Raw genomic sequence first — 26154 nt, forward strand, 5'->3', positions numbered from 1 at the left:
AGCGTCATGACCGATCGATTTTCGTCCGACCTGCCATAAATAGATTTATTGGTCCTTGAGCGGCTACGTCCATACCGTGTGGCCCGTGAAGACAACGTTGATCACAGGGGGATCCAGCGGTATCGGGGCCGCGCTCGCCAAGCGACTCGTCGCGGACGGACAGGCGGTCGCCGTCACCGGCCGCGACAAAGCCAGACTCGCCCGGATACCCGGGGTGCTGCACCTCCCCGGGGACTCCACCGACTACGACGCCGTCCTGGACGCCGTGACGGCCACGGTCAAGGAGTACGGGAGGCTCGACCACGTCGTCGCCAGTGCCGGCTTCGCCACCCACGACCGGCTCACCGAGACCGATCCGGACCGGCTGCGCGACATGATCCTCACCAATGTGCTCGGCCCCGCCCTGCTGGTCAAGGCCGCCCTGCCCGCACTGCGCGAGACCCGCGGCCGGATCGTGCTGGTCGGCAGCGTCGCCGGGTTCATCCACTCGCCGGGCAACATGTACTCGGTGACGAAGTGGGCGGTGACCGCGCTCGCCGAGAACACCCGCATGCTCGTCACCGGCGACGGCGTCGGCGTGACGCTGATCGCCCCCGGCCGGGTGGACACCCCGTTCTGGCCGGACGGTCCCCCCGCCGGCCCGGCGCTGAGCGGCGACGACATCGCCGGCACCATCGCCTGGGGCCTCGCCCAACCCCCCGGCGTCGACGTGAACACCGTCGTCGTACGGCCCACAGGCCAGCCCACCTGAGTGTCGCCGAACCGGTCCAGGCTGGAACACCTCCCCGGACAAGGGCCAGGGGACGGGGTTTGCGGCCTCATCCCCTGGCACACAGGGCCGTACGCCCCTCACCTTCGCCGGTTGCGGTCCGTCCGGTTCGGCTGCAACCACCTGACGTCGCCCCCGGCGGCTCAGGCGTCCGGGGCGGGGTCGGCACGGCGGGCGAGGCGCACGTGGGTGACCGTCTTGGAGCTGATCATCTCGGTGACCTCGTAACGTTGCAGAGCGTCGTCCAGATCCTCGAAGAGCCGCTCCCCGCCCCCGACCAGGATCGGCGCGATGACGAGGTTCAGCTCGTCGACGAGCCCGGCGCGGAGGAACTGCCGGATCGTCGCCGCCCCACCGGCCAGCAGGACGTCCTTGCCGCCCGCGGCGGCGAAGGCCTCTTTCAGGACGGCCCCGGGGGTGGCGTCGACGAAATGGAAGACGTTGCCGCCCTCCAGGTGAAACGTGGGCCGCTCGTGGTGGGTCAGCACGAAGACGTCGTTGTGGTACGGCGGATTGTCACCCCACCAGCCCTTCCACGACTCGTCCTCCCACGGGCCGCGGAACGGGCCGAACATGTTGCGCCCCATGATGGTGGCGCCGGCCCCTTCCCCGTGCCGGGCGACGCGTTCGTCGTCCAGCCCATCCTCGCCTCCGTCCAAGCCCTGGCCCGCTCTCGCCGTACGGGTGGCGAACATCCAGTCGTGCAGCCCCTCGGTCCCGTCGCCGAACGGCGCGTCCAAGCGCTGGTTCGGACCGACCGCATAGCCGTCCAGGGAGATCGTGAAGCTGTCCACTCGCAGCTTTGGCATCGCAGCTCTCCTTCACCGAGGGTGTCCGCGGGTGATCGTCACAGATGAGTCGGAGCCGCCCGCGACATCTGCACATCCGGCCGCGAACTCGTCCCGCCCTCCTGTTCGTTGCGACTGCAACCTTGACCGTCTCTCCGCTATTCCTCCCGAAACAGCCATGCTCCGACCTGCGAGAACGCTCCTCAGCCCACTGGCCCGGGCCTACGCCGAGCCGACGACACGGCGCAGGCACCTGAGAGGAAATCGCCGGAGGTCTACCCACCGCGCCCTGGACCGGATTCGCTGGTAGCGGAGCCCGTCGGCCCGTGCCGCCGCCATCGACGGCGTTTCTTGGGGCAGGGTGGCCTGCCCGAAGGCCGTCTGACATGTCAATGAGGGTTGTGGTAGCGGCTGAGCACCCCCATGGCATTCAGTCGATCGACGATCTCGGTTCTGATGGGGTGGTAGGAGATCCCTAGACCGGTGAGGATCCGGCAGGCGCGGCAGTCGTGCACGGCGAGCAGGGCGAGCAGGATGTGCTCGGATCCGACGTAACCGTGTCCGGTCTTGTTCGCCTGTCGCGGCGCGCCTTTGGCCAGGACGAACGCGGCGTGATCGCTGAAGGCGACCGCCTGCGATGCGCGGGTCTCACCCTTGGGCGTGGCGGTGGTGACGGCCGATTCGACGGCCTCCACGCCACCGGCCAGATCGTCCAGGATCTCGAAGGCCAGGCCGCCCGCCCCGTCGTCGAGGAGCCCCAGCAGCAGATGCTCGGTGCCGAGCACGCTGTGCCTTCGAGATCGGACGTGTTCGCGCGCCAGATCGACTACGTGGCGCGCCTGGCCGCTGAATGAGTCGAAGGTGACCACCTGCGTTTGCCTGGCGTCGATTTGCCGGTCCAGGTCACGGGCGGCATCGGTGTAGCTCTTGCCCGTGTGCGCCCTGTGCTCTCTGATGGCCTTCTTGCGGGCGGAGTCCTTGACCACGGTCTTCATCCTCTCGGGCGGCGTCCTACGCACCCCACCGGGAACCGTGTCCACCGAGGGAAGACTTGTCATGAAAACAGGAACGCCGATCCGATGGACCTTGTCCTCTTCACCGGGTGGCGTAGGCACCACGGCTCGGAACGGGCGAAACGCTCAACCGCCTCTGATGTGGAGTCTACGCGCTGTCGACGACCTGCGCGCGGGTGCAAAACCCCACGAAAAAGGCCCCCGAATGGGCGTCTAAGTAGACGTCCCCGTCCTACTCGGGTCGCAATGAGTGGCTACGTCGATGAGTAGCGATGGTGTTTGTCGTTCAGTCCAGGAGGCACCGCGCTAAGTAGGCAGCTGGTATCGCTGAGTTTTGACGGCACGCACGGCCTTGCGGTGAGACGATTGTTGTGCCAGTTCGACGGCACCCACTTCGTCACGGTCACCCAGCACTCGCTGCGTGACTCCGGCTACCGCCCCTCTTTCGACTGCCGCCGAGAGGATTCAGGAGACACCCGATGTCATCTCCCGCCGAGCGCGGCCTGCTGGTCGGTCTCGTGATCGACCTGAACGATCCGGAACACCTCGGCCGGGTGAAGGTCAGCTATCCGGAACTGGGCGACGCCCGCAGCGACTGGGCCAGGCTGGTCACCCCGATGGCGGGGAACCACCGGGGAATGGTGTTTCGGCCTGAGAAGGGCGACGAGGTGCTGGTCGGCTTTCTCCAGAGCGACAGCCGGGAGCCTTTCGTCCTCGGGGCCGTATGGAATGACCAGGACCCGCCCCCGCCCGGCGACGGTAAGCCGGCCGAGAACAACTGGCGGTCCATCACCTCCCGTAGCGGCCACGTGATCCGGTTCGACGACACCCCGGGCAAGGAAAAGATCGAGGTAATTGACAAGGGCAAGAACTGCTCGGTGACCATCGACAGCACCAGCGACCAGATCACCATCAAGGCGGGCTCCGGTGGGATCAAGCTGTCGGCGCCGGACGGCGCAATCACGCTGTCGGGCAAGACCATCGAGCTGGATCCTCCACCTCGCTGAAGGCGAAGGCCGGGCAGGCATCGGCCTGACCGCGGGCACGTCTGGGTTGGATGCTCGCGGCCGGCCGCGGGTGGTCGCGAGCAAACCAAGCCGCTGCTTGTCGGCTGATCTCGTCCTGTGCGTCCACCTCAAGTCGTCGCAAGTCCTGGCCAGCCAACCGCCGATGGTGAGCGTTTCCTTGGCCGGGCGCCGCATACCGCAATCGGTCGCGTTGGCGTTGGCTGCGCACGAACGGGCTTGACGCACTGATGATCGACTTCCGTTTCACCACGAAGAACCTCGACTGGCGGGTTGTCGCCGTCGTCGCGGGCTTCGTCCTGGCCATTGTCATGCCCCGCACGTCGTCCGCATTCCGCGCCTCTCCCTCGCCAGGGCACGGACACAGATGTGGAATGTCTGGCACACCGACCCCGAAGATCACTCAGCGAACCCCCACGAAAAAAGCCCCCGCAAGGGGGCTTCCAATTAGGCGACCCCGACCTCCAGGCTCACCGCAAGCATCGACGCCCGCAAGCGCGTCCAGCCCCACCCAAAGGTGGCGGCGAAGCCACCACACCGAGGGCCCGGGGTCGCCCCCGGAAAAAATCGCAGGCCACCGCGAAAAGCCCCCGCCGGAAGCTCCCAAGGAGGCGCCCCCAAAATCCCTTCAGGCCTCACGCAGGCGTCAACGCCCACAAGGGCGTCCAGCAAACCACCCAAAGGTGGCGGCGAAGCCACCACACCGGAGGCCCCGGGGTCGCTCCCCGGAAAAAAATAGCGGGCCACCGCGAAAGGCCCCCGCCGGGAGCTCCCAAGGAGGCGCCCCCAAAATCCCTTCAGGCCTCACGCAGGCGTCAACGCCCACAAGGGCGTCCAGCAAACCCGCCAAAGGTGGCGGCGAAGCCGCCACAGACGGGGTTCCAGGGGTCGCCCCCTGGAAAAAATAGCGGGCCACCGCGAAAAAAGCCCCCGCAAGGGGGCTTTTGAGTAGGCGAACCCGCCTCGTGGGCGATACTGGGATCGAACCAGTGACCTCTTCCGTGTCAGGGAAGCGCTCTCCCGCTGAGCCAATCGCCCGGGTGTTCGAGCGGAAGACGGGATTCGAACCCGCGACCCTCACCTTGGCAAGGTGATGCTCTACCACTGAGCCACTTCCGCGTGCCGCTTCGGCTGTTTCACCTTGGCGTCGTGAAGAGACTTTAGCCGATCCTTGCGGATGGTCAAACTCGGTTCAATGCGGGCCGGGTGGTTGGCCGGGCTTGGGCACCTGCCGTCGAGCACGATCGCGCCGTGTGGACAATAGCCCCATATGCCATTACCTGACGACCGTATCGGCATGACCGGGCCACGAGGAGGTGAACACGATCGTGCACACGTCCTACGCCCATGTCGCGGGGATGCTGGCCACCGGGCTCCGTGACATGACGACGGATCTCGGCGCGTTGGACTCGCGTGGCTGGTGGGCGGTCGTGGTGACCTACGAGGGAAAGGTGACCTGCGCCCGCTTCGATCAGGTACGGCGTGCGCCGCTCCCCCAGGGTGCCCCGTGGCGGGGTCCCGCCGCCGGCGCGTGGACGACCTCGCTCGATCAGGACGCCTATGAGCGCGGGGTACGGCGTATACGCGACCACATCGAGCGCGGCGAGGTGTACCAGGCCAATCTGTGTCGGGTGCTCTCCGCGCCGCTCCCCGGGCCGGTGGATCTCCGCGGACTCGCGGTACGGCTGGCCCGGGGGAACCCGGCCCCGTACGCGGCAGCCGTACAACTGCCCGGTCTGTCCGTCGTGTCGGCCTCGCCGGAGCTCTTTCTCAGCCGGGACGGATCGGTCGTCGAGTCCGGGCCGATCAAGGGCACCGGGGAGACCGAGGCCGATCTCCTGCCCAAGGACCACGCCGAGAACGTGATGATCGTCGACCTCGTCCGCAACGATCTGGGCCGGGTGGCCGAGGTCGGCGGGGTGAGCGTGCCGGCGCTCTGCGCGGTCGAGCGCCATCCGGGCCTGGTCCATCTCGTGTCGACCGTGCGCGCCCGGCTCGCCGAGGGAACCTCCTGGCCGGAGCTGTTCGCCGCGACCTTCCCGCCCGGTTCGGTGACGGGAGCACCCAAAGCCGCCGCGGTGGAGATCATCAACGCGCTGGAGCCCCGGACCCGGGGTCCGTACTGCGGTGCGGTGGGCTGGGTGGACGCCGATCGGCGGCGTGCGGCCCTCGCCGTCGGCATCCGCACCTTCTGGATGGAGGACGCGGAACTGTGTTTCGGCACCGGAGCGGGGATAACCTGGGGTTCGGACCCTCGGCGGGAGTGGCAGGAGACCGAACTCAAGGCCGCCCGTCTCATCGCCCTCGCATCCACCTGAGGAGTTCTCGATGTCGATCTATCCGGATGGCGCCCCGGTCTGGGTGAACGGACGTCTCGTCGACGCCTGGCAGGCCGTGGTGTCCGTCTTCGACCACGGGCTGCTGGTGGGGGACGGCGTCTTCGAGACCGTGAAAACGGTCGGCGGCCGCCCGTTCGCGCTCACCCGTCACCTGGAGCGCCTCCGTACCTCGGCTCGGCGGATGGGGCTGGCCGACCCCGACCTGGCCCAGATCCGGGACGGAGTCCGTACCTGCCTCGACGCGGCGTCGCCCTGGGAACTCGGGCGAATCCGGATCACCCACACGAGCGGCGTCGGCCCACTCGGCTCCGCCCGAGGCGACGAGGGCACCACCACGATCGTCATCGTGGCCCCGCAGCCTCCGCTGCCGCCGGTAGGGGACGTGGTGATCGCCCCCTGGGCCCGTAACGAACGCGGTGCCCTCGCCGGAGTGAAGAGCACGTCGTACGGCGAGAACGCGATCGCGCTCGCCTACGCCAAGGAGCACGGCGCCGGCGAAGCGGTGCTGGCGAACCTCAAGGGGGAGGTCTGTGAAGGCACGGGGAGCAACGTCTTCGTGGTCCGGCAGGGCCGCCTGTTCACCCCGCCGCTCACCTCCGGTTGCCTGGCCGGGGTGACCAGGGATCTCGTCCTGGAGTGGTGCGGCGGGGAGGAGGCCGACCTGCCGATCGAGGCGCTGCGCGAGGCGGAGGAGGCCTTCCTGACCTCCACCACCCGTGACATCCAGCCGATCCGCCGGGTCGACGGCCGTGAACTGCCGGCGTGTCCGGGGCCCGTCACCGCGAAGGCGATGCGGGTGTTCGCCGAGCGATCCACGGCCGACGTCGACCCGTGACGGCTTACTCGTTACTCGGGGTAGGAGTACTGGGTCTGGGCGTTGAGCTCGGTGAGCCGCACCTGCTTGGCGGGGGCCGCCACGGGATCGGTGAGGTCGAGCACGTCCAGGCCGAGGGTGATGTCGCTGGAGTAGATGTAGCCGTTGTAATAGTAGGCCGACCATGAACCGCCGAACTTGACCGGGGGACGGTCGAAGTAGGCGATCTCGGTGGGCTTGTCCGGGTCGGTGAAGTCGACGACGGAGATCCCGCCCTGGTACCACCCCTGCACCATGATGTCCTTGCCGGGCACCGGGATCAGCGACCCGTTGTGGGCGACGCAGTTCTCCCCCGCGGCCTGGTTGCGCGGGATTTTGAAGTAGCCGCGCCGGACCAGCTTGCGGGCGTCTCCCTCGCCGACGATGTCGTACACCGCGTCCGCGCCGCGCTTGGGGCCGGTCTCGGCGTCGCAGTGGGCACCGAGACCACCGCCGAGTTCGTCGGTGAAGAGCACCCGGGTGCCCTTGTTGTTGAACGTCGCCGAATGCCAGATCGAGAAGTTCTCGTCATCGGTCACCCGCTGCAGCACCCTGGGACGGGCCGGGTCGGAGATGTCCATCAGAAATCCGTCACCCAGGCACGCACCGGCTGCGAGTTTCTTCTCCGGGTAGACGGTGATGTCATGACAACCGCTCTGGTCTTCCGGTCCCCCGTCACCGCTTTCGCTGTCGGGGATCGCGGGCCCGCCGATCACCTTGGCCTTGGCCGGGTCGTCCAGAGGTACCTCGACGACGGAGAACCTGCCGTCGCCCACCCGGCATTCCGGCAACAGGGCGATCGGGGAGATGTACAGATAGACGTTCTTTCCCGGGGTCCCGGGAACCAGGGTGTGCGTGTGTGATCCGCAGGGCGTGGAGACCGCTCCGACGAAACGCGGGCTGGCCTTGTCCTTGATGTTGAAGATCCGGATCCCCGCGAACGACTTTCCTCCGGAGGGGCCGGACTCCTTGCTTTCGCAGGAGCTGCTCTCGCGTGGGCTCTCGACCGAGAGGAACATCAGGTCGCCGCTCACCGAGACGTCGTTCTGCGCGGCGGGGCAGGCGAGCTGACTGACGATCTTCGGAGCCTTCGGATCGGCGATGTCGTAGATCGTCACGCCCCCGAAGTTGCCGACGAACGCGTGGTTCCCTTGGAAGGCGAGGTCGGAGTTCCACGAGTTGGGGTCCGTGAAGGGGGCCTTCAGCGGCACGTTCGCGACGAGCTTGAGATTGTCACTCTGCCGTACTGCTCCCGGATCGGCACTCGTGGCCGCCGGTGGAGGAGCCGGACTTGAACTTCTCGCCGCGGGGCTTGGTGTTCCTGTGGAGCACGAGGACACCACCATGGCAAGAATGCCGATGAGTGCTGGAACCATCGCACGCCTCGCTGATGCCACGTGTCCTCACTTAGTCTGGAGATCTAGATTTTGGTCCAGTATGTCGGAGGGACAGGGCTTTCGCGGATGAGATCGCGCTATGTCGGTATAGCAGCGCTGCTTTCGGGCGGCCTGCTCGCGGGAAGCCTCACCGCGTGCACGGGCGCTTCGCCCCAGCCCACGGTGATCGGGACGGATGCCCCGGTCATCGTGCCCGCCGGACCCGGGGAAGCGGCTCGAACCGCCCGGCCGGGCGAGACCTACGCCCCGCCGAGTTCGACGGCGAACGCGGCCGACGTCCGATTCATCGAGGCGATGATTCCGCACCACCGGCAGGCGCTGGACATGACGGCACTCGCCCGGACCCGGGTCGGCGACGGCAAGGTACGGGCGCTCGCCGAACGGATCGACACCGCGCAGAAGCCGGAGATCTCGACGATGGCGACGTGGCTGCGCGCCCAAGGCCGTACCGTCCCCCAGGGGCACCACGGCGGTGCGCCCATGCCGGGGATGGCCACGGCGGGGCAGCTGGAACGGCTACGCGGGCTCCGGGGGCCGTCGTTCGATCGGCTCTTCCTGGAGTTGATGATCGTCCATCATCAGGGCGCGCTGACGATGTCCACCGAGGTGCTCAAGGCGGGTTCGGACCAGGTGATCCGGCACTTGGCCAGGGAGATCGTGTCCGGTCAGGGCATCGAGATCAACCGGATGAGGAAACTGCTGGCCCGGTTATGAGCTCCACAGCATGTTGTCGAGCTCGTTGTCCAGGTCCATGAACTCGCTCTCCCGGCCGGCGGGGACGATCTCATACGTCCGGTGCAGGAACTCCGTGAGCGGAGTCAGCGGAACCTCGAACAGGGCCTGACCGAACGGCGAGGTCAGGCAGATGTTCAGGGTGCGCTCACGCTCGGTCCGCGCGGGCCACACCTGGACGTCCCCCTCACCCACCTTGCGGACGATGCCCACGGTGAGCAATTCACGGGCGAAGATCCACTCGACCGGTTCGTCGTTCCCCACGTGGAAGGCCATGCGGATCGCGTACGGATCCTCGGCCGAGTAGCTCAGTCCGGCGAGCAGGGGGACGGTGGTACGGTCGGGGACCACAAGCCGAAGGCCCAGCTCGGCAAAGACGGTGGTGCTGTTCATCGTCAGCCAAACCTTTTCATCGTCGGGTCCCCTCTACGGGGCTTTCACTGCTCCAACGGACTTCGTCCAGAGCTATGACGCGGGAACGAAGAAACCACTAGGAAAGATTCCGCTTCCCGGGCGTTCTGTAACACAGATCACACTACGACATTTGGGTGATGACCTGGTTAAACACCTGCAAGATGGCCGTGAGGACCGTGGTTTTTCCGTCAGCGAAGCCCATCCGGATGGCAAAGGACGAACAGAACAACCTCGATCATCCTCGGCCATACATGTGATCTTCTGGACGGTCACGACCAACGGCACCTCGGGGACGAATCCGACCTGCCGGCTGGGTGTCCTCACCGTCGGCTCCCTAGCAGTGCTCACCGGGTTTGATCATGAATGCGGCGCGAGCGCGAACTCCGCCACGTCCGTCGCCCACCCGGCAGTCGCGGTGCTGGTCGCAGTCTATGCGCCCAGCCCACGGTTTCGCAGTCCCATCATGTGCCCGAGGTGCGGTATGGTTTTCTCCGTCGCCCCCGAACGACCGGGGAACGACAGGCAAGGGCGATTAGCTCAGCGGGAGAGCGCTTCGTTCACACCGAAGAGGTCACTGGTTCGATCCCAGTATCGCCCACGTGGCGGATCACGCTACTCAAAAGCCCCCTTCGGGGGGCTTTTTTCGCGGTGGCCCGCAATTTTTTTCCAGGAGGCGACCCCTGGAACCCCGCCTGTGGCGGCTCCGCCGCCACCGTTGGACCCGGTCGCCGCCCTGGGCGCCCTTGCGGGCGCCGACGCCTAGTGGGTGACCGACCCACCTCAACCACCCTTGTCAGACGCTGCTCCTCATCGATCGCGACTGCTTGTCCAAGGGGTAACCCGGGACCAGGTCCCCTGCTTGGCTTAAAGATCGACGCGCTTCCTCCGAGGGCGTCTTCGGGAGAAACGGTATGGCGGCTACTGGCGCGGACCAGTCGGTCTGAGCCGTGTCCTGAGGTGTCAACGCCCGCCAGGTGGCTACCCACGGCACTGGGCCTGCGTCGTGGCCTGACTTTGGACCGGGTCGGCCTGTTTGCGACCTGCGGGTGCCGCACATTGTTGGTCGCTTCCGCCTTCATGCTCCGGAGACTGATCACGGTTTGTATGTCTTCGTACCGAATTCAGCGATCTCTTTGGTGGGGTTTGGCGGACGGTGGTAGGTATCGCGGGTGAATACTGATCATGCTGAACCCAAGGATCTTGAGGTGCTCCGCGCGGCCTTTGACGTCGATCGCCGTGCCGCCCCTCTGGGCTGGGACGCCGTACGGGCTTTCGAATCGCTGCATGGGATCGTGCTGCCCGAGCCGTATCGGACCTTCGTCGCGGAGATCTGCAACGGGTACAAGGACGGGCCCCCCGGCTATGGGCTCATCTCCCTTGAAGGGATGCCCGGCAGCTGGGGGGAGGGCCGCCCTGAGCGGGACTTGGCCCAACCGTTCCCGCTGACCGAAAGCTGGTACTGGGAGACCGATCCCGAGTTCGACGACGAGGACCTCCTGGACCCGATCCACAACCACGGGTCGATCGTCTTGGGCACGGACGGGTGCGGGTTGAACTGGCACCTCATCGTGGCCGGCCCGCACCGTGGACACATGTGGGAGATCAGCGGTGAAGGAGCCCTTGCTTTCGGAGCACCGCCGTTCGGTTTCACCGACGCCGATCCGGGGTTCGCCGGATGGGTCAAGCATTGGGCCGCGAAGAAACCATGGTGGAACAATGACTGAATGAGGATCCCGGCATCTCGGCCAGGCAAGCGGGTCCCCGCGCAGTCTCGATGCGGAATCGCCCGCGCCGGAGAATCCGCCCGCCGAGCGGCCTGCCGGCGAATCCCGCCAGGGAACCGCTTTGGTGATACCACCCTGACGGGAACCCGTACCAACCAGGTACCCCTGTCTCCTCTGCTCCGGTGATCGACGTTGAGAAGAGGGGCCGGCGGTCACCCCAGTGGAGGTCTAGGTTGGTGAACCCCGCAGCCGGACGTGGTGGGTATTGTGCGACGCGGCCGGGGCCGTCAGACCCCGGCCATACCGGGGTCTGACGGCAGATGACATCGCAATCCTGCGCGTGATGTACCGCCACCGGCGGCGAATCCGGCCGGCCCGCCGTCAGCGCCACCCTGGAGCTCGCCGACAGGGATCAGCATGTTGGCCACGTTGAGCGAGGAAGCCTCACTCCACCACGTCGGGCGGAGCTTCTCCCCGATCTCCATCATCACCTTCATGGGGAGCGCCCTCCTCCATGGGATGACCGGTCCCAGCTGATCGATCAGGATCCGACTCCGGTGGCCAACGGTGCCTCAAGTCTTCGGCCTGCTTTGGACGTCCGTTCGAGGCGAAACTGGCCGCCATCTGGTGGATCACCAGCTCATGAAGCGGATCACTCTCCGGAATGTCAACCGCCACCAGGTACGCGTCCAAATGATCGATCGCGGACGCTCCATCACCATTGAAACGTCGGCTCGGCCCATCAGCCGGGTTCTCGTCGAACTCGACCCGCGCGAATCGGTGCAGATGTTCCGGGATCTCCGTTCCGGTGGCCGCCGATAGTTTGACAAGAAGCCCGATCTCCTGCGCTGTCCTCGCCAGATTCTCGTCGTTTCTGGCGAACTGCCACCGTACGAGGCCAGGGAAGTCCTTGAATGCCGTGCTGCTGAGATACTCCTGCCTGAACTGTTCGTTCTGCTGGAGATGCTCCTGAAGCGCCCGGGTCTTGCGCAGAGTCGCGAGTTCCTCCAGTCGCTGCCGATCGGCAGCGGAGAGCACGAGTTCCACCGATTCGGCCATCGCCAGGACGGTCCGCGTCTCATCGGGTTCCATCGTGCCCAGTACGCCGCTGAGTTCGTGCTGAACATAGGAGAAGTCCTCCGGCGCACGCTTCTCAGCGAGCCTGCGCGCCCGTTCCACGACGGCCTCCGCCGCCAGCGCGCCCGGGTTGACGAGCGACTCGTCCACCGCGTCTTCGAACGGACGCCAGAGCACCTTCGCCGAGAACAGGAACTGGTAGTCCGGCTCGCTGCTCGGCAGCAGGGCCCTGACGATAGGGCGTGCTTGACGGTCCCGCGACATCACCGGCACATACCGGCCGGACCTACCCGGGTGCGGATAATGGGATCGACGCCGAACTCCCCGAATTGCACGCACCGCTAGGAGCACCAGCAGAAGTACCGCGATCAGCACCACCGACACCTGCCAGGGCGCGAATATCGCCAGACCGACCAGGAGCGCTCCGCCGACGAGGGCGAAGAAGACGGCCACCAGCTTGCGGTCAGCGCTCATGACGCTGCCTCCATCTTGTTTGTCGAACAACAGAATTGACGATCTACGCGACCTGGGCGCACTGCGCGGCAGTGATCTTCTCCAGGACGCGGTTGACGAATGCCGTATGGCTCTCGCGCCCGTCCGTCGCCACCCAGGGCAGACTCCGGGCGGTCTGGTACAGGAAAGCCGGAGCCTTCGTGGTCCGTACAGCGGCGGTGACCATGACGTCGAGGAGCCGATCCCGGTGCCACTCGTCGGCGGAGAGCGCCGCTCGCAGCCAGCGCTCCGCAGGACGGGCCCACGTCTGGTGGTCACGGCGCTGAAAGACGACGCTCCAGCCGCAGGTCAGCTGATCCCGTACGACGTCGTCCGCACTGAGCGCATGATCGCGCTTGCCCGCCTCGCTGAGCTGAACCGGGTCACTGATCGCGAGAAACAGGTCGGTGTCTGCGTCAAGGTTCTGGGTGCGTTGGCTGAAGGTGTGATGGAACCGTGCCAGAAGGCGGTGGTGGAACTGGAGATTCGGGCCGATCAGTTGCGCGAGCGCGTCCCTCGCCCGGGTGGTGCCACGCTCGCGCCTGGCCAGGTGGTGAAGGCGGACCAGCGCCTGGTCAGGATGGCGCAGGGCGATGACCTGGGTGCACATCTCGACGATCAGTTGAGCGAGCGCACCAGGGATCCTCTTGTCCTTCGACCAGTTGTAGAGCTCCCGCCGGAAGAACCGACCGTGGACCTCATGGTGCAGGCCCACCTTCAGAACTTGGGCGGCCGCGCGAAGACGCTGGTCGTTCCTGGCCTCCCCAGTCCACTTCGGAACGAGGTCTGTCAGCGTGCTGAGGTATCTCTCATGGAGGCACAGTTCGGTGAATCGGCGGATCAGCCGTTCGCCATCCTCCTGGTCCAGATTCGGAACGGCGATGACATCACCGACCCATTCGGTGAAGTCGGTGCGAAGCTGCGGAACCTTCCTCCAGAAGTGGCTACGGACCGCAGCGTCGTATCCCAACTTCGTAAACCGCACGATGCCCGATTCATCGAGTTCGGCCTCCACATCCTTAAGCCGAACCTCAAGATCGTCCTGTTCGAGCGGGAACTTGTCCTCTGCGTACTCGTGAATCCGGAGGAGTTGGCCGGCCGCCTGATGCACAACGTCGGAATGCGCTCCGTGCAACATGGCAACGGTGAGCAGAAGTCCACGCTGCGGCGCCGTGGTGAGCCTACGCATGTGTCCGGTGATGTCGATCTGTTCGGTCAACGCGTCCCGCGCGGTGGCGCACCACTCGGCGAATCCCCGGGTGTTTCCGGCGCTTTCCCGTGCTGCCACGACCAACTCAGCGAATCGGGCGATCTTCCGCATCGGCTGGTTCATGCCCAAGTGCCTGGCGACAATCGATGCGGGTGCACTCGTCTCGGCGTAGGGAATACCCGCGGCCCGAAGATGCTGTTGGAGCACCTGGTCATCCGCTGGGCGCTTGATCTCGAAGCGGTACTGAACGAGCTCCGGTGGGATTTCACGCTCTCCGACCGCCGGAAGCGCGACCACCAGCTGCGCGGCCTGCTTCTCCACAACGTTGCGCAGCGCAGGTAGCAGACCCTGAGCTTTGCCCCAATCGCCCGCCTGATCTGTGGAGAGGTCGAGTAGCAGCCGCTCTCCATGCTGAATGGCCCATGCGTCCAGGTAGTCCGTCACACCGTCGTCCAGCAAAAGCTCCCGGAAGACTCTGCCGCTTTCACCCAGGTCGTAGAGGAGAACCTTGGCGGCGGCGCTCCGCCCGCTGCCTCGTGCTCCGTCCAGGAGTACACATCCGCAGGCTTGCAGGGCGGCACGAGCCATGCCGAACCCGGGGGGGTCGAGGAAGCGTTCACGCAGCCAGCGCAGGTCGGCGAGCGCGACCTCTCGGGGAGTCAGTCCCTTTGAATCCTTCAGCAACCCGAGAAAGAAGGCGTTCAGATCTCCGCTACCCGTGTGGACGAATCCTTGCGCGTTGGCGATGAGTGTGGCGAAAGAGTCACTCATCGGTCGTCGTCCCTGTCGCCCCGTGAGCCACCGAAACGGTGGCCAAGGCTGCCGTGATGGTCGCCGGTGATATTCGTTCCGCCGTCTCCCGAGAAATGCGGGGAATTGTCGTAGCGGTAGTTGTTCCCCTTTCCGGTGTGCAACTGCCCGGACATGTTGTGGACGACGGTGCCTATGGCATCCCCAAGAACGTCACGGTTCTGGATGACTGTGCCGTGGACGTCGACGGTCGAGTTGGTCACGGTCCCGCCCTCCTCAGAATGGGAACGCTCCAAAGCCTTGAGCGACGGCACCCGGGTGGCGACCGTGTTGCCGATGCGGGTGAGGCCAGCTTGGGCGTCGTGCAGGTCGAAGCAGACTGACTGCATTTCCGCCAGCCGAGCGAGCTCCGCCGGGAGGTCGGCGGGGTTCAGCCGGTCGGTCTTCCTTCCGTCCAGGATGGGGATGACGGGTTTGCCGGCGGACAGGGCCTCCAGGATCTCCCGCCGAACCCAGTCGCTCTCGTCGTGGAGCCCTGGGTGCCGGGACCAGGCGGGACCGACGACGGCGAGCAGGACCGCGCATCCCCGTACCCCGTTGAGCAGGTACTTCGGGTAGGGGCTCCCTGGCGGGATGGTCGAAGACGCATGAAAGATCGCATCGTTCCCGAAGCGATGGGAGAGTGCCGTGGCAAGAGTCCCGGCGGTCTTCTCCCCGTCCCCGGTGCGGTAGTTGATGAACACTTCGTGCATGGGCTTTCTCCTTCTCCAAAGCGAAATCGGCGAGGGTGAATCGGTTCCCCTCGCCGATCGAGGCCCTATCCGGCGACTATCTGGCTGAGTACGGGGTTGATCTCCCGAACCGAAGCGTTGCCGGGGTGGCGGGCCAGCACCCGCGCGAGGCTGCGCATGTCGGCCTTGACGGTGGCCGACCGAACGCTGCGGGCGGCGTCGAGCAACCGGCCGGTCAGGTCACAGGCGTGCTCGACCTCTCCGGCGGCGGCGTGGGCGAGCGCGCGGCGGACGCCGTACCGGACCTGGGTGCGGAGCGCCCCGGGTGGCACCTGGGCAAGCTGCCTGTCGATGACCTCGGCCGCCTCACGCGAGCGGCCGAGGTCGTGGAGACACCAGCCGGAGATCATTGCTGCCGGGTCGGACAGGTTGGTGGTGCCGATGACCGGCAGATTCGGGTCAGGGGTGTGGCGGGCGAGGAGTTCCCTGGCCCGATCCAGGCTCCGCATACAGGAGTCGTAGTCGCCGGCGAGGGCATGGCCTTGCGCCTCCCGCTGGGCGGCCAGTCCTCGAATCCTCGGCGGCAGGGTTGCGCTCTGTGCCTGCCGGGCCAGCTCGATCGTCTGCTCCGCGTCATTCCGATAGAGGGTGACCAGCGCACGCCGTACGAGCCCGTAGGCCGCGAGGTCGTCATCGCCCCCGGCCGCGGCAAGGTCGACGGCACGCTGCGTCCACCACAGCGCGCCTTGATCGTCTCCGGTCTCCTGGACCAGCCAGCCCACATACTCGGCGTATCGGGATCCGAGTCGCAGTAGCTCTTGGCGGGTCCGTGAGCCGGCGTGGGCGGACTGTTCCCGGATCGAGTGGGTGTGCGTGATGAGGCCAGGAAGCAGAAACCCCGGATCGACCTGCTGCCCGAGTGATCGGTAGTGGTCGAACAGCGATCGGAAGGCTCCGAGCAAGGTCGTGTCTTCAGCGTCGGACGACGGCCCCTGCCTTCCGATACTCATCCCCGCGACCGATACGGCTCCCGCGGCGATCACCTGCCGCCGACCTATCGGCTGGAACCAGCTCTGCCCGCCTCTGGACAATTGCATCAGCCATACCCCCTCGTCACCGTTGATGGCCTCGACGGGCTCCTCCCGGAGAAGCTCCTTGCGGACGAGGGCGATAAGCACTCCTCCGGCTTCGAGTTCGTCGTCGCACCGACGAGCCAGGTCGAGGCTTGGTGCTTTGAGTCCTCGCTCGACTTTGCTCAGCTGGCCTTTGCTGAAAAAGACCTGCCTGGCTAGATCAGTAAGACTGAGTCCCGCCTCGAGGCGTCGTCTCCGCAGTTCTTCACCGAATCGGATCGGCTGCCGGACCACATGAACCTCCGTCACCGCCCGTCCGGGCAGCCGTGGGTTCCCGCGTGCAAGCGTGCGGCACAGGCCATCGGACAGACAAGGCTGATTCCGGTGTTTCCCGTTTCCAACTGTGACGGCAACGGGCAACCACGCCGATTGCCGTCACGGCTACAGGTCTGGGCCGGGGATGGTCATGTCGCGCTGTGACCGGCTTTGGAGGATGGCGTGAGCAGTGTGGTTCCGCGGGATCGGCTGTCCCCCCGCTTGGCGTATCGCGGCGCCAGTGATTCGGCGGATAAGCGATCCGACATGCTCAGGAGATCTCCGCACCGTTTGTGGGGCTCGGCCGCGATTCGGGCGAGCAGCCGGAGGTATTCGTCGATCCATTCATTCGAGGTCCGCCCTTGATGTTCGGCGGTTCCGAATCCGGCGGGAAGCCTGAGGTTCCCGCGGATGGGTCTCCCGTACGGCGCCGGAGGCCCGGGGGTGGTGTCGACGGTGAGGGCGAGTCCGCGGTCAATGCCGGCGATCTCCTCGCCGCGCATGAGCAGTCCGCCGTGGAGCTTGAGTTCCGGAAACCTCGGTGCCGCCGGACCCGCCGTGACAAACATCGTCGAGTCATCGCCGAAGTGGTCGCGTCGTGCCTCGATCAGCGGGCCGTAGGGGATCCTGTCCTGGGTCAGCGCGGTGTCCAGGCTGTCGCGCACCCTCGCCAGCAGGGTGGTGAACGGCGGGTCGCCGGTCAGGTCCAGCGGGACGGCGAGCAGCTCGGTGAAAGGGCCCACCTGATCGCCGGTCCTGTGGTCGGGAACCCCGACGACGAGGTGTTTCCGGTTCGAGCGTGTGCCGACGACGAGCCCGAACGCGCCGAGCAGCAGGGCGAACAACCCGGTCCCGGCGACCCGGACCAGCCCTGCCGCCGTCGGTGCGGAGATCGTGAACCTGCCTCCCGGTTCCGTTCTACCGGTCGCGGTCCACGGGGACTCGGCTTCGCCGGAGCCCAAAGGCCCGGTACGGCCTGCGGCGGCCCCCACGAAGGCGGACACGCCACGGCCACCGGCGGCACCGGGCGCCTGGCGGACGGCGAGCGCGTCGTACGCAGCGGCCAGCTCGGTGTAGAGGATCTCCACGGAACGCCGGTCGGCGACGAGGCGGTGGACGCGGATCAGCAGGAGGTGGTCTCCGCCGGTTTCTCGAAACAGCCGTATCCGATATGGCGGACCCTGAATAAAGGTAGACGGAATACTGAGTTCAGCATGTATCGCTGCGGACAGGTCAATCGGGTCGACCACGGATAACGGGATATCGGAGTAGGGCTCGATGATCTGACGCAGTCCGTCGTCGCTGACCACCATTCGCGCGGAGAGCACCGGATGCGCGCGGATGACACGCCGGACGGCTGCGGCTACGGCGGCGACGTCGATCGGTCCGCAGAACCAGATCGCCAGGGATATGACCAGGGATATGTCGTCGGCGCCGTGTTCCTCGACACGCCAGAGCCACTCCTGAAGCCGACTCGCCGGGGTCGGCCAGCTCTCCGGATCATCGACCAGGTTCATCGCGGTTCCCCCAGGAGGGAGCGGCCTCCGGGAGAGGCCATGCCCTCCGGCCGGATCGCGCCCACCGGAACGGTCCGAAACAGGGACGACCCGGTGATCGATGCTTCTCCGACGCCGAAAGCCATGACAGCCGGGAGCGGGGGGAGGCGAGGGCGCGACACATGACAGGCAGTGTTGACGCCACTTTACTTATTGTCAAGATCCTTGTCGACATCCCTTGACCCGGAGAGCCGACTGAAATCTCATGGTGGACATATCGCGGGGTCCGCTGAATCGCCGGGTAAACCGGGGAAGCCCTCCGAAACCCCGACTGCCCGGCTCACGCCGGGATAACCCCCACACTGGAGCGCGAGTCCAGTAATAACCGTGACATCCACACTCTAATTCACCGACCCCGGAAGCCCAACCACCTCTGTGAGCCCCGCCCGGGGATCCGGCCATGTCCCCCATAGCCATCCAGGACGTGCTGAACCGGAGCGCCCTAAGCACTTCGAGGGCCGGCGCGTCAGCCTCTTGTCCGGACCTTTGGACTTGCCGACGCCTTTATGACCCGCGCCGCCGGAGGGTCACGGATATAAAAGCCTGTGAGCTGCACCCAGCGTGCTCACCTCTATCCGATTCCGGCCAAGCGGAGGCCACCGTGACCCACGTAGGCGAGCTCGTCGACGACATCGGCTCCGAGGAGATCGACCACAGCGTCGCCATGCCCTACCTCGGTCACATGCGGGTCGTCACGCGGACCGGAACGCTCACCCCGGAGCTGCTGCTGCGGAGCCGCCGGCACCCCCCGGCCGGAGGCTGGCGCCGGTTGGTCCACCGGCTCAGCGGCGGGCGGGTCCACCCCGGGGAGTCCAGCGCGGAGCTGTGGCGCAGGGAGTTGACCGGCCGGGCCCGTACCCCCGTGGCGGGCGGCCATCACCGTGTCGCCGTACTCAGCCTCAAAGGCGGCGTCGGCAAGACCACCACCACCGTCGGGCTCGGCTCGACCCTCGCCGGGATCCGCGGCGACCGGGTCATCGCGGTCGACGCCAACCCCGACCACGGCACGCTCTCCGACAAGCTGCGGCTGGAGACCCCGGCTACCGTCCGGGACCTGCTCGCGGAGCTGGTCGGGATGGACAGCCCCCGGTACGCAGACGTCCGCGCCTACACCTCGCAGTCGGCGTCGAGCCGACTGGAGATCCTCGCCTCGTCGCGGGATCCGTCGCTGTCGGAGACCTTCAGCGCGGAGGACTACCTCACGGTCTCCACGTTGCTTGAGCACTTCTACTCGATCTGCATCACCGACTGCGGCACCGGGCTGCTGCACTCGGCGATGTCGGCGATCCTCGGCGCCGCGGACCAGATCGTGCTGGTCACCACGCCGTCGGTGGCCGCGGCGCGCTCCGCGGGGGCGACGCTGGACTGGCTTGAGGCCCACGGTCACGCCCGGCTCGCGCACGCGGCGACGGTGGTGCTCTCCGGGGTCCACCCCAAGAGCAAGTCGACGGTTGATCTCGCCGCACTCCGGAACTACTTCGACGAACGCTGCCAAGCGGTGGTGAGCATCCCCTTCGATCCGCATCTGGAGGAAGACGCGGAAATCGAACTCGACCAGCTCGGCGAGGAAACCCGGAACGCCTACCTCACCCTGGCGGCCATCGTGGGCGACGGCTTCAGCCGCCCCCGTCTCCGCAAAGTTTGAGGTCGTCGCCCCTTTCCCGGCAGACTGATCGTGTGCGTCAGACGTTGACGGTGATCTACACGGCTCGACTGGAGGAGTGCACGCTCTTCTACCGCGGGCTGGGGTTGGAGTTCGTCCGGGAACGGCATGGTTCCGGACCCGAGCACCATGCGGCCGTACTCCCCGACGGAACGGTGTTCGAGCTGTATCCGGCTGCGGACGGACGATCCACGGGCGCCCTGCGACTCGGATTCTCGCTGGACGCTCCACCCGACGGATCGGCCCTCGAGCCGGGCCGCCAGGTCCTGCGCGACCCCGACGGGCGTGCCGTCGAGATCCACATCACCTGACACACCGCTTCTCAGCGTCCGGTACGGGCTGCGCCTACCGCACGGGTGCGGCGCCGACGGCCCGCATCGGCCGGGGATAGAGGTCGTGCAGGTTGAGCGGGGCGGGCGGCGGCAGAGGCACGGCCAGCTCGACCCGGTCGGCGCGGAAGGCGTCGAGCAGATACGCGACCAGCCGACGGGACGCCGACGGTGCCGCGTCGGCGAACTCGGCCGCCATACCCCCGTTGGCCATGAGCAGCAGCGTGAAATCGGCCTCGGTGAAGTCGGTGCGCAACCTGCCGCAGGCTTTGGCCCGCCGTATCAGTTCCGCCAAACCCGCTAGGGCACGGTCCCGTATCCCCGAATCGATCATGTGGGGAAACGATTGAACGACCGCCCGGAAACCTCGATCCACGGCCTGCACGGCGCACACCTTCTCGATGACGCCGCAGAATCCCCGCCACGGGTCGGGATCGGCCAGCCCGTCGTCCACCGCCTGCACGCATGCCGCCAGCCGGTCGGCGAAGACCTCGGCCACCAGTGAGTCCTTGGTGGGGAAGCGACGGTAGAGCGTCGCGACGGCGACACCCGCGCGCCGGGCGATCAAGGCCGTCGGCACGTCGAGTCCCCGTTCCGCGAACAGTTCCCGGGCCGCTTCGACGATTCGGTTGCGGTTGTGCAGCGCGTCGGCACGCAACCCCGCCACGTCGCCGCGGGCGGCATCGGACTCCGGGCGCAAATGAAAGGTTCCGACGTTCATCTTTCTCACTTCCGGTCGAATGGATGAGGTCCGCGATTTTCCATACTAACGTGGAAGCTGTCCGGAGAAGCGACTGCAATGGTATCCCGTCTGAGGGAAACCGTCGACGATCGGATTGCCTGTGAATTATCAGGACGTTAAGCAAGGCAGCAGTACGAATTTAAGGAAATGCGCCCACCCTCTACGAACGGTGGGGGCCACCGTATAGGTCCGCTAGGAGGGCGGGGTCCGGTACCCGACCCCAAGTCGGCGAGATCCTGGATTCGCGGCCACGCGAGCAGCACAAACGGGGTGATCTGCCTGAGCAGACCGGGCAGCTTCGGCTGCCGACCGGGCTTCGTTTCCCCAAGGCCGTCGGCATCGCCTTCGTCGCAGAGACCGTCGAGATCGGCGCGACAACCGACCGGCTGCGAAAGGCGATTAAGTGTTGGATTACTCGACGATCTTGCCCGATACATCAACACCCGCGTTCTCACGTCATCGAGCTCGCCTGATAACCATGGCATGAAGCCGTCGTGAACGCTCCAAGAATCACACTCAACACCACTCGGTACCCCTAACCAGTTCAGGAGACTTGAGATGGCAGAAGTATCGCATTCCGAATACAACTTTCCGCTGGAAAGAACCTGTCCGTTCACACCGCCGCCCGAATACCGGAAGATCCGCGAAGAAGAGCCGATCACAAAGGTCGTATTGCCGAACGGCAACCGGGCCTGGGTCGTCACCAGGCACACGGACGTCCGCCAGGTGCTCAACGACCACCGGTTCAGCGCCGACCGAGAGCATCCCGCATTCCCCCACCTGCTGGAGGGAGCCTTCGGCCGTGGCCCGGACGCCGAGAAGTCGATGATCTCGATGGACGGGCCGGAGCACACGACCGCCCGGCGTCTGGTGGTCGGCGAGTTCACGGTCCGGCGACTGGAGGGGCTGCGCCCGCGAATCCAGGCGATCGTCGACGAGTGCGTCGACGCGATTCTCGCCGGACCGAAACCCGTCGACCTCGTGCCCGCGCTGGCTCTGCCCGTACCGTCCCTGGTGATCTGTGAGCTGCTCGGGATCCCCTACGCCGATCACGATTTCTTCCAGCGAAACTCGGCGAAGATCCTCCTCCGGGGAGGGCCCCCGGAGGAACGCAGAGCCGCGTTCGACGCCCTCGGCCGGTACATGAACGAACTGATCGCGAAGAAGGAGGTCGACCCGGGAGACGACCTGCTCAGCCGGCAGATCGCCAAACGCCGCGAGAACGGTGTCCACCGGCGTCCGGCGCTGGCCGAACTGGGCTTCCTGCTGCTGGTCGCCGGACACGAGACCACCGCGAACATGATCTCACTCGGCACCGCCGGGCTCCTGAAACACCCCGATCAGCTGGCGGTGATCCTCGCGGATCCGAGCAAGACCCCCGGCGCCGTCGAGGAACTGCTGCGGTTCTTCACCATCGTCGACACGGCCCAAGCGCGGCTGTGCGTCGAGGACGCCGAGATCGGCGGGGTCACCATCCGGGCGGGCGAGGGCGTGCTGGCGCTCGGCTACGCCGCCAACCGGGATCCCGAGGTGTTCGAGGATCCGGATTCACTGGACGTCGAACGCGGGGCACGCCATCACGTCGCCTTCGGCTTCGGGCCGCACCAGTGCCTCGGCCAGCATCTCGCCAGGATGGAGCTTCAGATCGTCTTCGACACCCTGTTCCGGCGGATCCCCACACTGCGGCTAGCGGTAAGGATCGAGGACCTGCCCACCAAAAACGACGCCGCGGTTTTCGGACTGCACCGGCTTCCGGTGACCTGGTGAGGACGCGATGAAGATCGTCGTGGATACCGGAAGGTGCGTCGGCGCCGGTCAGTGCGTCCTGACCGCCCCCAGCCTGTTCGACCAGGACGACACGGACGGCGTGGTCGTCGTCCGCGACCGCACCCCGAATGGTGCCGCCGCCGAATGGGCCCGCGAAGCCGTGCGTGTTTGCCCAAGCCGTGCGCTGTCACTCCACGAGTAAACATCTATGCGCCACCCGAATCCTGAATCAGGTTTCACATCCCTGAAAAGGATCTTGTGGTCCTGAAGCGTATCCGGCCACTAGATTCCCTCTCATGGTGGACGAATCTCACCATTTCGCACAGGCTTCCTCCACTGGAGAGCCTCGACGAAGGGAGCCACTCCTTCAGGTTTGATCACGCGCCCGGTCGGCGCGAGCGAACAAGGGAAGTCGGGGGATTGCCACATGCGCACGAGACGGGACGACCATCCACAGGGTGAGGCCGGTACCGGGCCGGACCCGGCGAAGCCCGTACCGGCCGAACGAAGCGGCCGATGACCGCGGGGACCGAGCCGATCGGATTCGATCGGGAGCAGGTCGCCGAACTGATCGCCGAGATGGAAGCCGCCGGAATCAGCCTCTGGGAGGACGCGGGGGAACTCCGATTCCACGCCCGCCGAGACGCCCTCACCCCGGAGCGCCGCGCCGCCCTCGCCGAGGCCAAACGGTTGATCCTGGCTCATCTCCGCGCGGGGTCCACGCTGTCGATCCGGCCCACCCCGGACGCGCGGTTCGAGCCGTTTCCGCTGACCGACGGCCAGCTCGCCTACCTGCTCGGACGGCACGACATGTTCGGGTACGGCGGCGCCGCGTGCCACACCTACCTGGAGGTTCGTCACGCCGACCTCCAGCCCGCGCGCGTCCAGGCGGCCTGGCGGACCCTGATCCGGCGCCACGACATGCTGCGCGCCGTGATTTATCCGGACGGACGCCAGCGGGTCCTCCCGGAGGCACCCGACTACGAGATCCCCGTCGTGGACCTGCGCGGGACCGGCCCCGCCGAGATCCAGGCGGCGATCGTCGGCGCAATCCGGGAGGAGATGACCCGCACCGTCTACCCGGCGGGGGCGTGGCCCCTCTTCGAGCTACGGATCACCCGTACCGACGACGGTGCTTTCCTTCACATATCGGTTGACCTGCTCATCGCCGACCTGACGAGCGTCCGGCTCCTCCTCGCCGAACTGCAACGGCTGTACGAGGATCCCGCCACCGAACCACCGCCTCCCCCGGTGACCTTCCGGGACTACGTGCTCGCGCTGCGCGCACAGCGGGAGACCCCGAAGTACGACCGGGATCGAGACCACTGGCTGGCGCGTGTCGACCGGTTCCCGCTCCGGCCGGAGCTTCCCACCCTGGGAACGGACCAGGGATCCGAAGTCCGATTCCATCGCATTACGGGCGTGCTCCCGCGAGAGGAATGGGCCGCCTTGTGCCGTACCGCCGCTCGCCGAGGAGTCACGCCGTCGCAGACGGTGCTCGCCGCATACGCCGAGACAATCGGCCGTTGGAGTCGCCGCCCCGGGTTCACGCTCGCGCTGACGCTGCCCAACCGTCCGCTCCTTCATCCGGTTCATCCGGGAATCGAACTGGTGGTGGGGAACTTCACCACGTTCAACCTGCTCGTCGTGGACACCACCCCGGAGGCCACCTTCGAAACGCGGGCTCAGGCACTCGCGGACCGGCTCCGCGACGACCTGGAACGCCACGAATACACCGGCATCGAAGTGATCCGCGAGCTGACGCGGCGCCGGGGCCGGGACGCCGGGCTCATGCCGGTGGTTTTCACCGATGCGATCGGCCTCGAAGACGACCGGTGTGAGCCGACCCACGGGCTCGGCCAGCCACCCCAAGTGTGGATCGACTGTCAGGTACGGGACCACCAGGGAGCCCTGCGGATCGACTGGGACGTTCGGGAAGGCGTGTTCCCAGCCGGGCTTGTCGACGACATGTTCCACGTGTTCACCACATTCCTCAGCGAACTCACCCAGGAAACCCCGTGGTCCGAGCACTCCCCCATGAACACCCCCGCAGGCCGGCCCTCCGACGATCCACCCCATGAGGACACCCCCACCGCCGAACCCTCCCCCGAACCCGTCGAAGAGGAGCCCCAGGACGAGCTCGAACGGCGACTCACCCGACTCTGGGCGGAGCTACTCGACCGACCACACGTCAGCCGAAACCAAGACTTCTTCGCTCTCGGCGGTGACTCCCTCCTCATCTGGCGGCTGGCCGGCCTCGTCCACGCCGAGTTCCACCAGACCCACGACCTGGACCAGGAGAGCCTCGTCCGCCGGCTCGTCCGCCGGCCGACGGTCGCCGCCCTCGCCTCCCACCTCCGGCAACCCAGCGCGCGAAGCTCAACCCGAACCCCCGTCCGATCCCTCACCCGCCTGGCCGACGGAGAAGGCGTCCCACGCGTCCTCATCCACGACGCCAGCGGCACGCTGACGCCGTACCGGGCACTCGTCCCCGCGCTGACCGGACCCATACTCGGATTCGAAATCGACGACGCCCTCCCCTACCTCGAACTGGACCCGACCCTCGCCGCGGAATCCGTCGCCGACTCCTACGCACGGCTCCTCCACGACGAACCCGGTGACCGCTTCCACCTCATCGGATACGGCATGGGCGGGCTCATCGCCACCGAACTCGCCCGCCGCCTCATCGAGACCGGGGCAACCGTCGAAAGCCTCACCGTCATCAGCAGCGCCCGACTCCCCTACCAGGTCGACGACGAACTACTGATCGAGTACGGCTTCGCGCAAACCGCCGGAGCAAACCCGACAGCGCTCGGCTATCCCGACGAACGCGACCTCGCGCTCACCCTCAGAGCCGTCCTCGCCGCCAGCCCCGGCATCATCGGCGGAGGCAGCCTCGCCCTCCTCAACACCGACGTAGGCCGACGCTTCAGCGACCTGGCCGGCTGGTCACAGCAGGAACGGCTGGCCTCCATCGCCCAAGCCGTCGGCAGGGCACCCGAACAGATCGAACTTGACTACCGGGTCTTCCGGCAGAGCTTCAAAGCGGTCACCCGCTACGAGCCGGCACCCTACCCCGGCGACATCACCCTGCTCCGCCAGCACGGCACCACCAGCCCGATCCCCACCCTCCAAGACGACGCAGCCGCCTTCTGGCGAAGCCTCTGCCTCGGCCACCTCACGGTGATCGACATCCCCGGCAACCACTTCACCTGCCTCACCCCACCCCACGCCGAAACCATCGCCCGCCACCTCAACCACGTCTGAGCCGTTTCACCTGAATCCAGTACGGACCAGGTCGGCCTACCCTGGCTCCACGTAAATGCACGCGTGGCCATCACTGGGGCCCTCATCACGATGCCGCCCATCTACCCTCGTTGCCTTGGTCGCGGGAC

21 protein-coding genes and 3 tRNA genes are annotated in these 26154 nt (G+C 66.6%); 12 read left to right on the top strand and 12 right to left on the bottom strand.

What is annotated here, in order from left to right:
- Positions 1-85: 85 nt before the first annotated feature.
- Entirely contained in the window at positions 86-751 is a 666-nt protein-coding gene (locus tag RUR_RS01990; RefSeq protein ID WP_283133100.1) for an SDR family oxidoreductase, read from the top strand.
- Between the two features lie 161 nt (positions 752-912).
- On the opposite strand, the gene RUR_RS01995 is transcribed toward RUR_RS01990, so the two are convergent.
- On the bottom strand, positions 913-1578 hold the full coding sequence (locus tag RUR_RS01995) for a dihydrofolate reductase family protein (RefSeq protein WP_283133101.1): 666 nt from the start codon (positions 1576-1578) through the stop codon (positions 913-915).
- Positions 1579-1946: 368 nt separating this feature from the next.
- The gene (locus tag RUR_RS02000) at positions 1947-2552 is read right to left on the bottom strand and encodes a Clp protease N-terminal domain-containing protein (RefSeq protein ID WP_283133102.1); all 606 of its coding nucleotides are present in this window, start codon (positions 2550-2552) and stop codon (positions 1947-1949) included.
- Between the two features lie 536 nt (positions 2553-3088).
- Between RUR_RS02000 and RUR_RS02005 the strand changes: the two genes are divergently transcribed.
- Entirely contained in the window at positions 3089-3577 is a 489-nt protein-coding gene (locus RUR_RS02005) for a phage baseplate assembly protein V (protein ID WP_283133103.1), read from the top strand.
- 984 nt (positions 3578-4561) lie between these two features.
- Here the strand turns inward: RUR_RS02005 and RUR_RS02010 are convergent.
- Positions 4562-4633 (bottom strand) — tRNA-Val (locus RUR_RS02010).
- 9 nt (positions 4634-4642) lie between these two features.
- Positions 4643-4714, bottom strand: a tRNA-Gly gene (locus RUR_RS02015).
- Between the two features lie 197 nt (positions 4715-4911).
- Here RUR_RS02015 and RUR_RS02020 point away from each other — a divergent pair.
- Together RUR_RS02020 and RUR_RS02025 are read left to right on the top strand one after the other, a co-directional pair.
- On the top strand, positions 4912-5913 hold the full coding sequence (locus RUR_RS02020) for a chorismate-binding protein (protein WP_346349006.1): 1002 nt from the start codon (positions 4912-4914) through the stop codon (positions 5911-5913).
- A 10-nt stretch (positions 5914-5923) separates the two neighbouring features.
- A complete protein-coding gene (locus RUR_RS02025) occupies positions 5924-6769 on the top strand; it encodes an aminotransferase class IV (protein ID WP_283133104.1) in 846 nt (281 codons plus the stop codon).
- An 11-nt stretch (positions 6770-6780) separates the two neighbouring features.
- Here RUR_RS02025 and RUR_RS02030 read toward each other — a convergent pair whose 3' ends face one another.
- Positions 6781-7998: an LVIVD repeat-containing protein gene (locus RUR_RS02030; RefSeq protein ID WP_283133105.1), complete on the bottom strand. Its 1218-nt coding sequence runs from the start codon at positions 7996-7998 to the stop codon at positions 6781-6783.
- A gap of 252 nt (positions 7999-8250) precedes the next feature.
- On the opposite strand from RUR_RS02030, the gene RUR_RS02035 reads away from it, so the two are divergent.
- The gene (locus tag RUR_RS02035; RefSeq protein WP_283133106.1) at positions 8251-8898 is read left to right on the top strand and encodes a DUF305 domain-containing protein; all 648 of its coding nucleotides are present in this window, start codon (positions 8251-8253) and stop codon (positions 8896-8898) included.
- Here the strand turns inward: RUR_RS02035 and RUR_RS02040 are convergent.
- Positions 8893-9309: an SsgA family sporulation/cell division regulator gene (locus tag RUR_RS02040; protein ID WP_283133107.1), complete on the bottom strand. Its 417-nt coding sequence runs from the start codon at positions 9307-9309 to the stop codon at positions 8893-8895. The genes RUR_RS02035 and RUR_RS02040 overlap by 6 nt on opposite strands.
- Before the next feature lie 547 nt (positions 9310-9856).
- Here RUR_RS02040 and RUR_RS02045 point away from each other — a divergent pair.
- Together RUR_RS02045 and RUR_RS02050 are read left to right on the top strand one after the other, a co-directional pair.
- Positions 9857-9928: transfer RNA gene (locus RUR_RS02045), tRNA-Val, on the top strand.
- Between the two features lie 571 nt (positions 9929-10499).
- Complete coding sequence (locus RUR_RS02050) at positions 10500-11054, top strand: SMI1/KNR4 family protein (RefSeq protein ID WP_283133108.1); 555 nt, start codon at positions 10500-10502, stop codon at positions 11052-11054.
- A gap of 444 nt (positions 11055-11498) precedes the next feature.
- Here the strand turns inward: RUR_RS02050 and RUR_RS02055 are convergent, their stop codons facing one another.
- The 5 genes from RUR_RS02055 to RUR_RS02075 all read right to left on the bottom strand — a co-directional run bounded on the left by RUR_RS02055 (position 11499) and on the right by RUR_RS02075 (position 18219).
- Positions 11499-12605, bottom strand: a complete 1107-nt coding sequence (locus RUR_RS02055) for a hypothetical protein (protein ID WP_283133109.1) — start codon at positions 12603-12605, stop codon at positions 11499-11501.
- 43 nt (positions 12606-12648) lie between these two features.
- Positions 12649-14604 carry a hypothetical protein gene (locus tag RUR_RS02060; protein ID WP_283133110.1) on the bottom strand — a complete coding sequence of 652 codons (1956 nt, stop codon included), beginning with the start codon at positions 14602-14604 and terminating at the stop codon, positions 12649-12651.
- Positions 14601-15335: a toll/interleukin-1 receptor domain-containing protein gene (locus RUR_RS02065; protein ID WP_283133111.1), complete on the bottom strand. Its 735-nt coding sequence runs from the start codon at positions 15333-15335 to the stop codon at positions 14601-14603. The genes RUR_RS02060 and RUR_RS02065 overlap by 4 nt, the downstream gene beginning before the upstream one ends.
- 65 nt (positions 15336-15400) lie before the next feature.
- Positions 15401-16696, bottom strand: a complete 1296-nt coding sequence (locus RUR_RS02070; RefSeq protein ID WP_346349007.1) for a helix-turn-helix domain-containing protein — start codon at positions 16694-16696, stop codon at positions 15401-15403.
- A gap of 155 nt (positions 16697-16851) precedes the next feature.
- Positions 16852-18219, bottom strand: coding sequence for a condensation domain-containing protein (locus RUR_RS02075; protein WP_283133112.1), 1368 nt, complete (start codon positions 18217-18219; stop codon positions 16852-16854).
- Between the two features lie 640 nt (positions 18220-18859).
- Here RUR_RS02075 and RUR_RS02080 point away from each other — a divergent pair.
- Both RUR_RS02080 and RUR_RS02085 read left to right on the top strand, forming a co-directional pair.
- Positions 18860-19903: a MinD/ParA family ATP-binding protein gene (locus tag RUR_RS02080; protein WP_283133113.1), complete on the top strand. Its 1044-nt coding sequence runs from the start codon at positions 18860-18862 to the stop codon at positions 19901-19903.
- A gap of 32 nt (positions 19904-19935) precedes the next feature.
- Complete coding sequence (locus RUR_RS02085; protein WP_283133114.1) at positions 19936-20232, top strand: VOC family protein; 297 nt, start codon at positions 19936-19938, stop codon at positions 20230-20232.
- A gap of 34 nt (positions 20233-20266) precedes the next feature.
- Here the strand turns inward: RUR_RS02085 and RUR_RS02090 are convergent, their stop codons facing one another.
- The gene (locus RUR_RS02090; RefSeq protein WP_283133115.1) at positions 20267-20971 is read right to left on the bottom strand and encodes a TetR/AcrR family transcriptional regulator; all 705 of its coding nucleotides are present in this window, start codon (positions 20969-20971) and stop codon (positions 20267-20269) included.
- 579 nt (positions 20972-21550) lie between these two features.
- On the opposite strand from RUR_RS02090, the gene RUR_RS02095 reads away from it, so the two are divergent.
- The 3 genes from RUR_RS02095 to RUR_RS02105 all read left to right on the top strand — a co-directional run bounded on the left by RUR_RS02095 (position 21551) and on the right by RUR_RS02105 (position 26026).
- Positions 21551-22759 (top strand): cytochrome P450, encoded by a 1209-nt coding sequence (locus tag RUR_RS02095; RefSeq protein WP_283133116.1) that lies wholly within the window; start codon positions 21551-21553, stop codon positions 22757-22759.
- Between the two features lie 7 nt (positions 22760-22766).
- Complete coding sequence (locus RUR_RS02100) at positions 22767-22961, top strand: ferredoxin (RefSeq protein WP_283133117.1); 195 nt, start codon at positions 22767-22769, stop codon at positions 22959-22961.
- Positions 22962-23275: 314 nt separating this feature from the next.
- Complete coding sequence (locus tag RUR_RS02105) at positions 23276-26026, top strand: condensation domain-containing protein (RefSeq protein ID WP_283133118.1); 2751 nt, start codon at positions 23276-23278, stop codon at positions 26024-26026.
- Positions 26027-26154 lie beyond the last annotated feature (128 nt).

Origin of the sequence: Rhizohabitans arisaemae (genome assembly GCF_025996515.1) — a bacterium.
In the GTDB taxonomy this organism is placed as follows: Bacteria; Actinomycetota; Actinomycetes; order Streptosporangiales; family Streptosporangiaceae; genus Rhizohabitans; species Rhizohabitans arisaemae.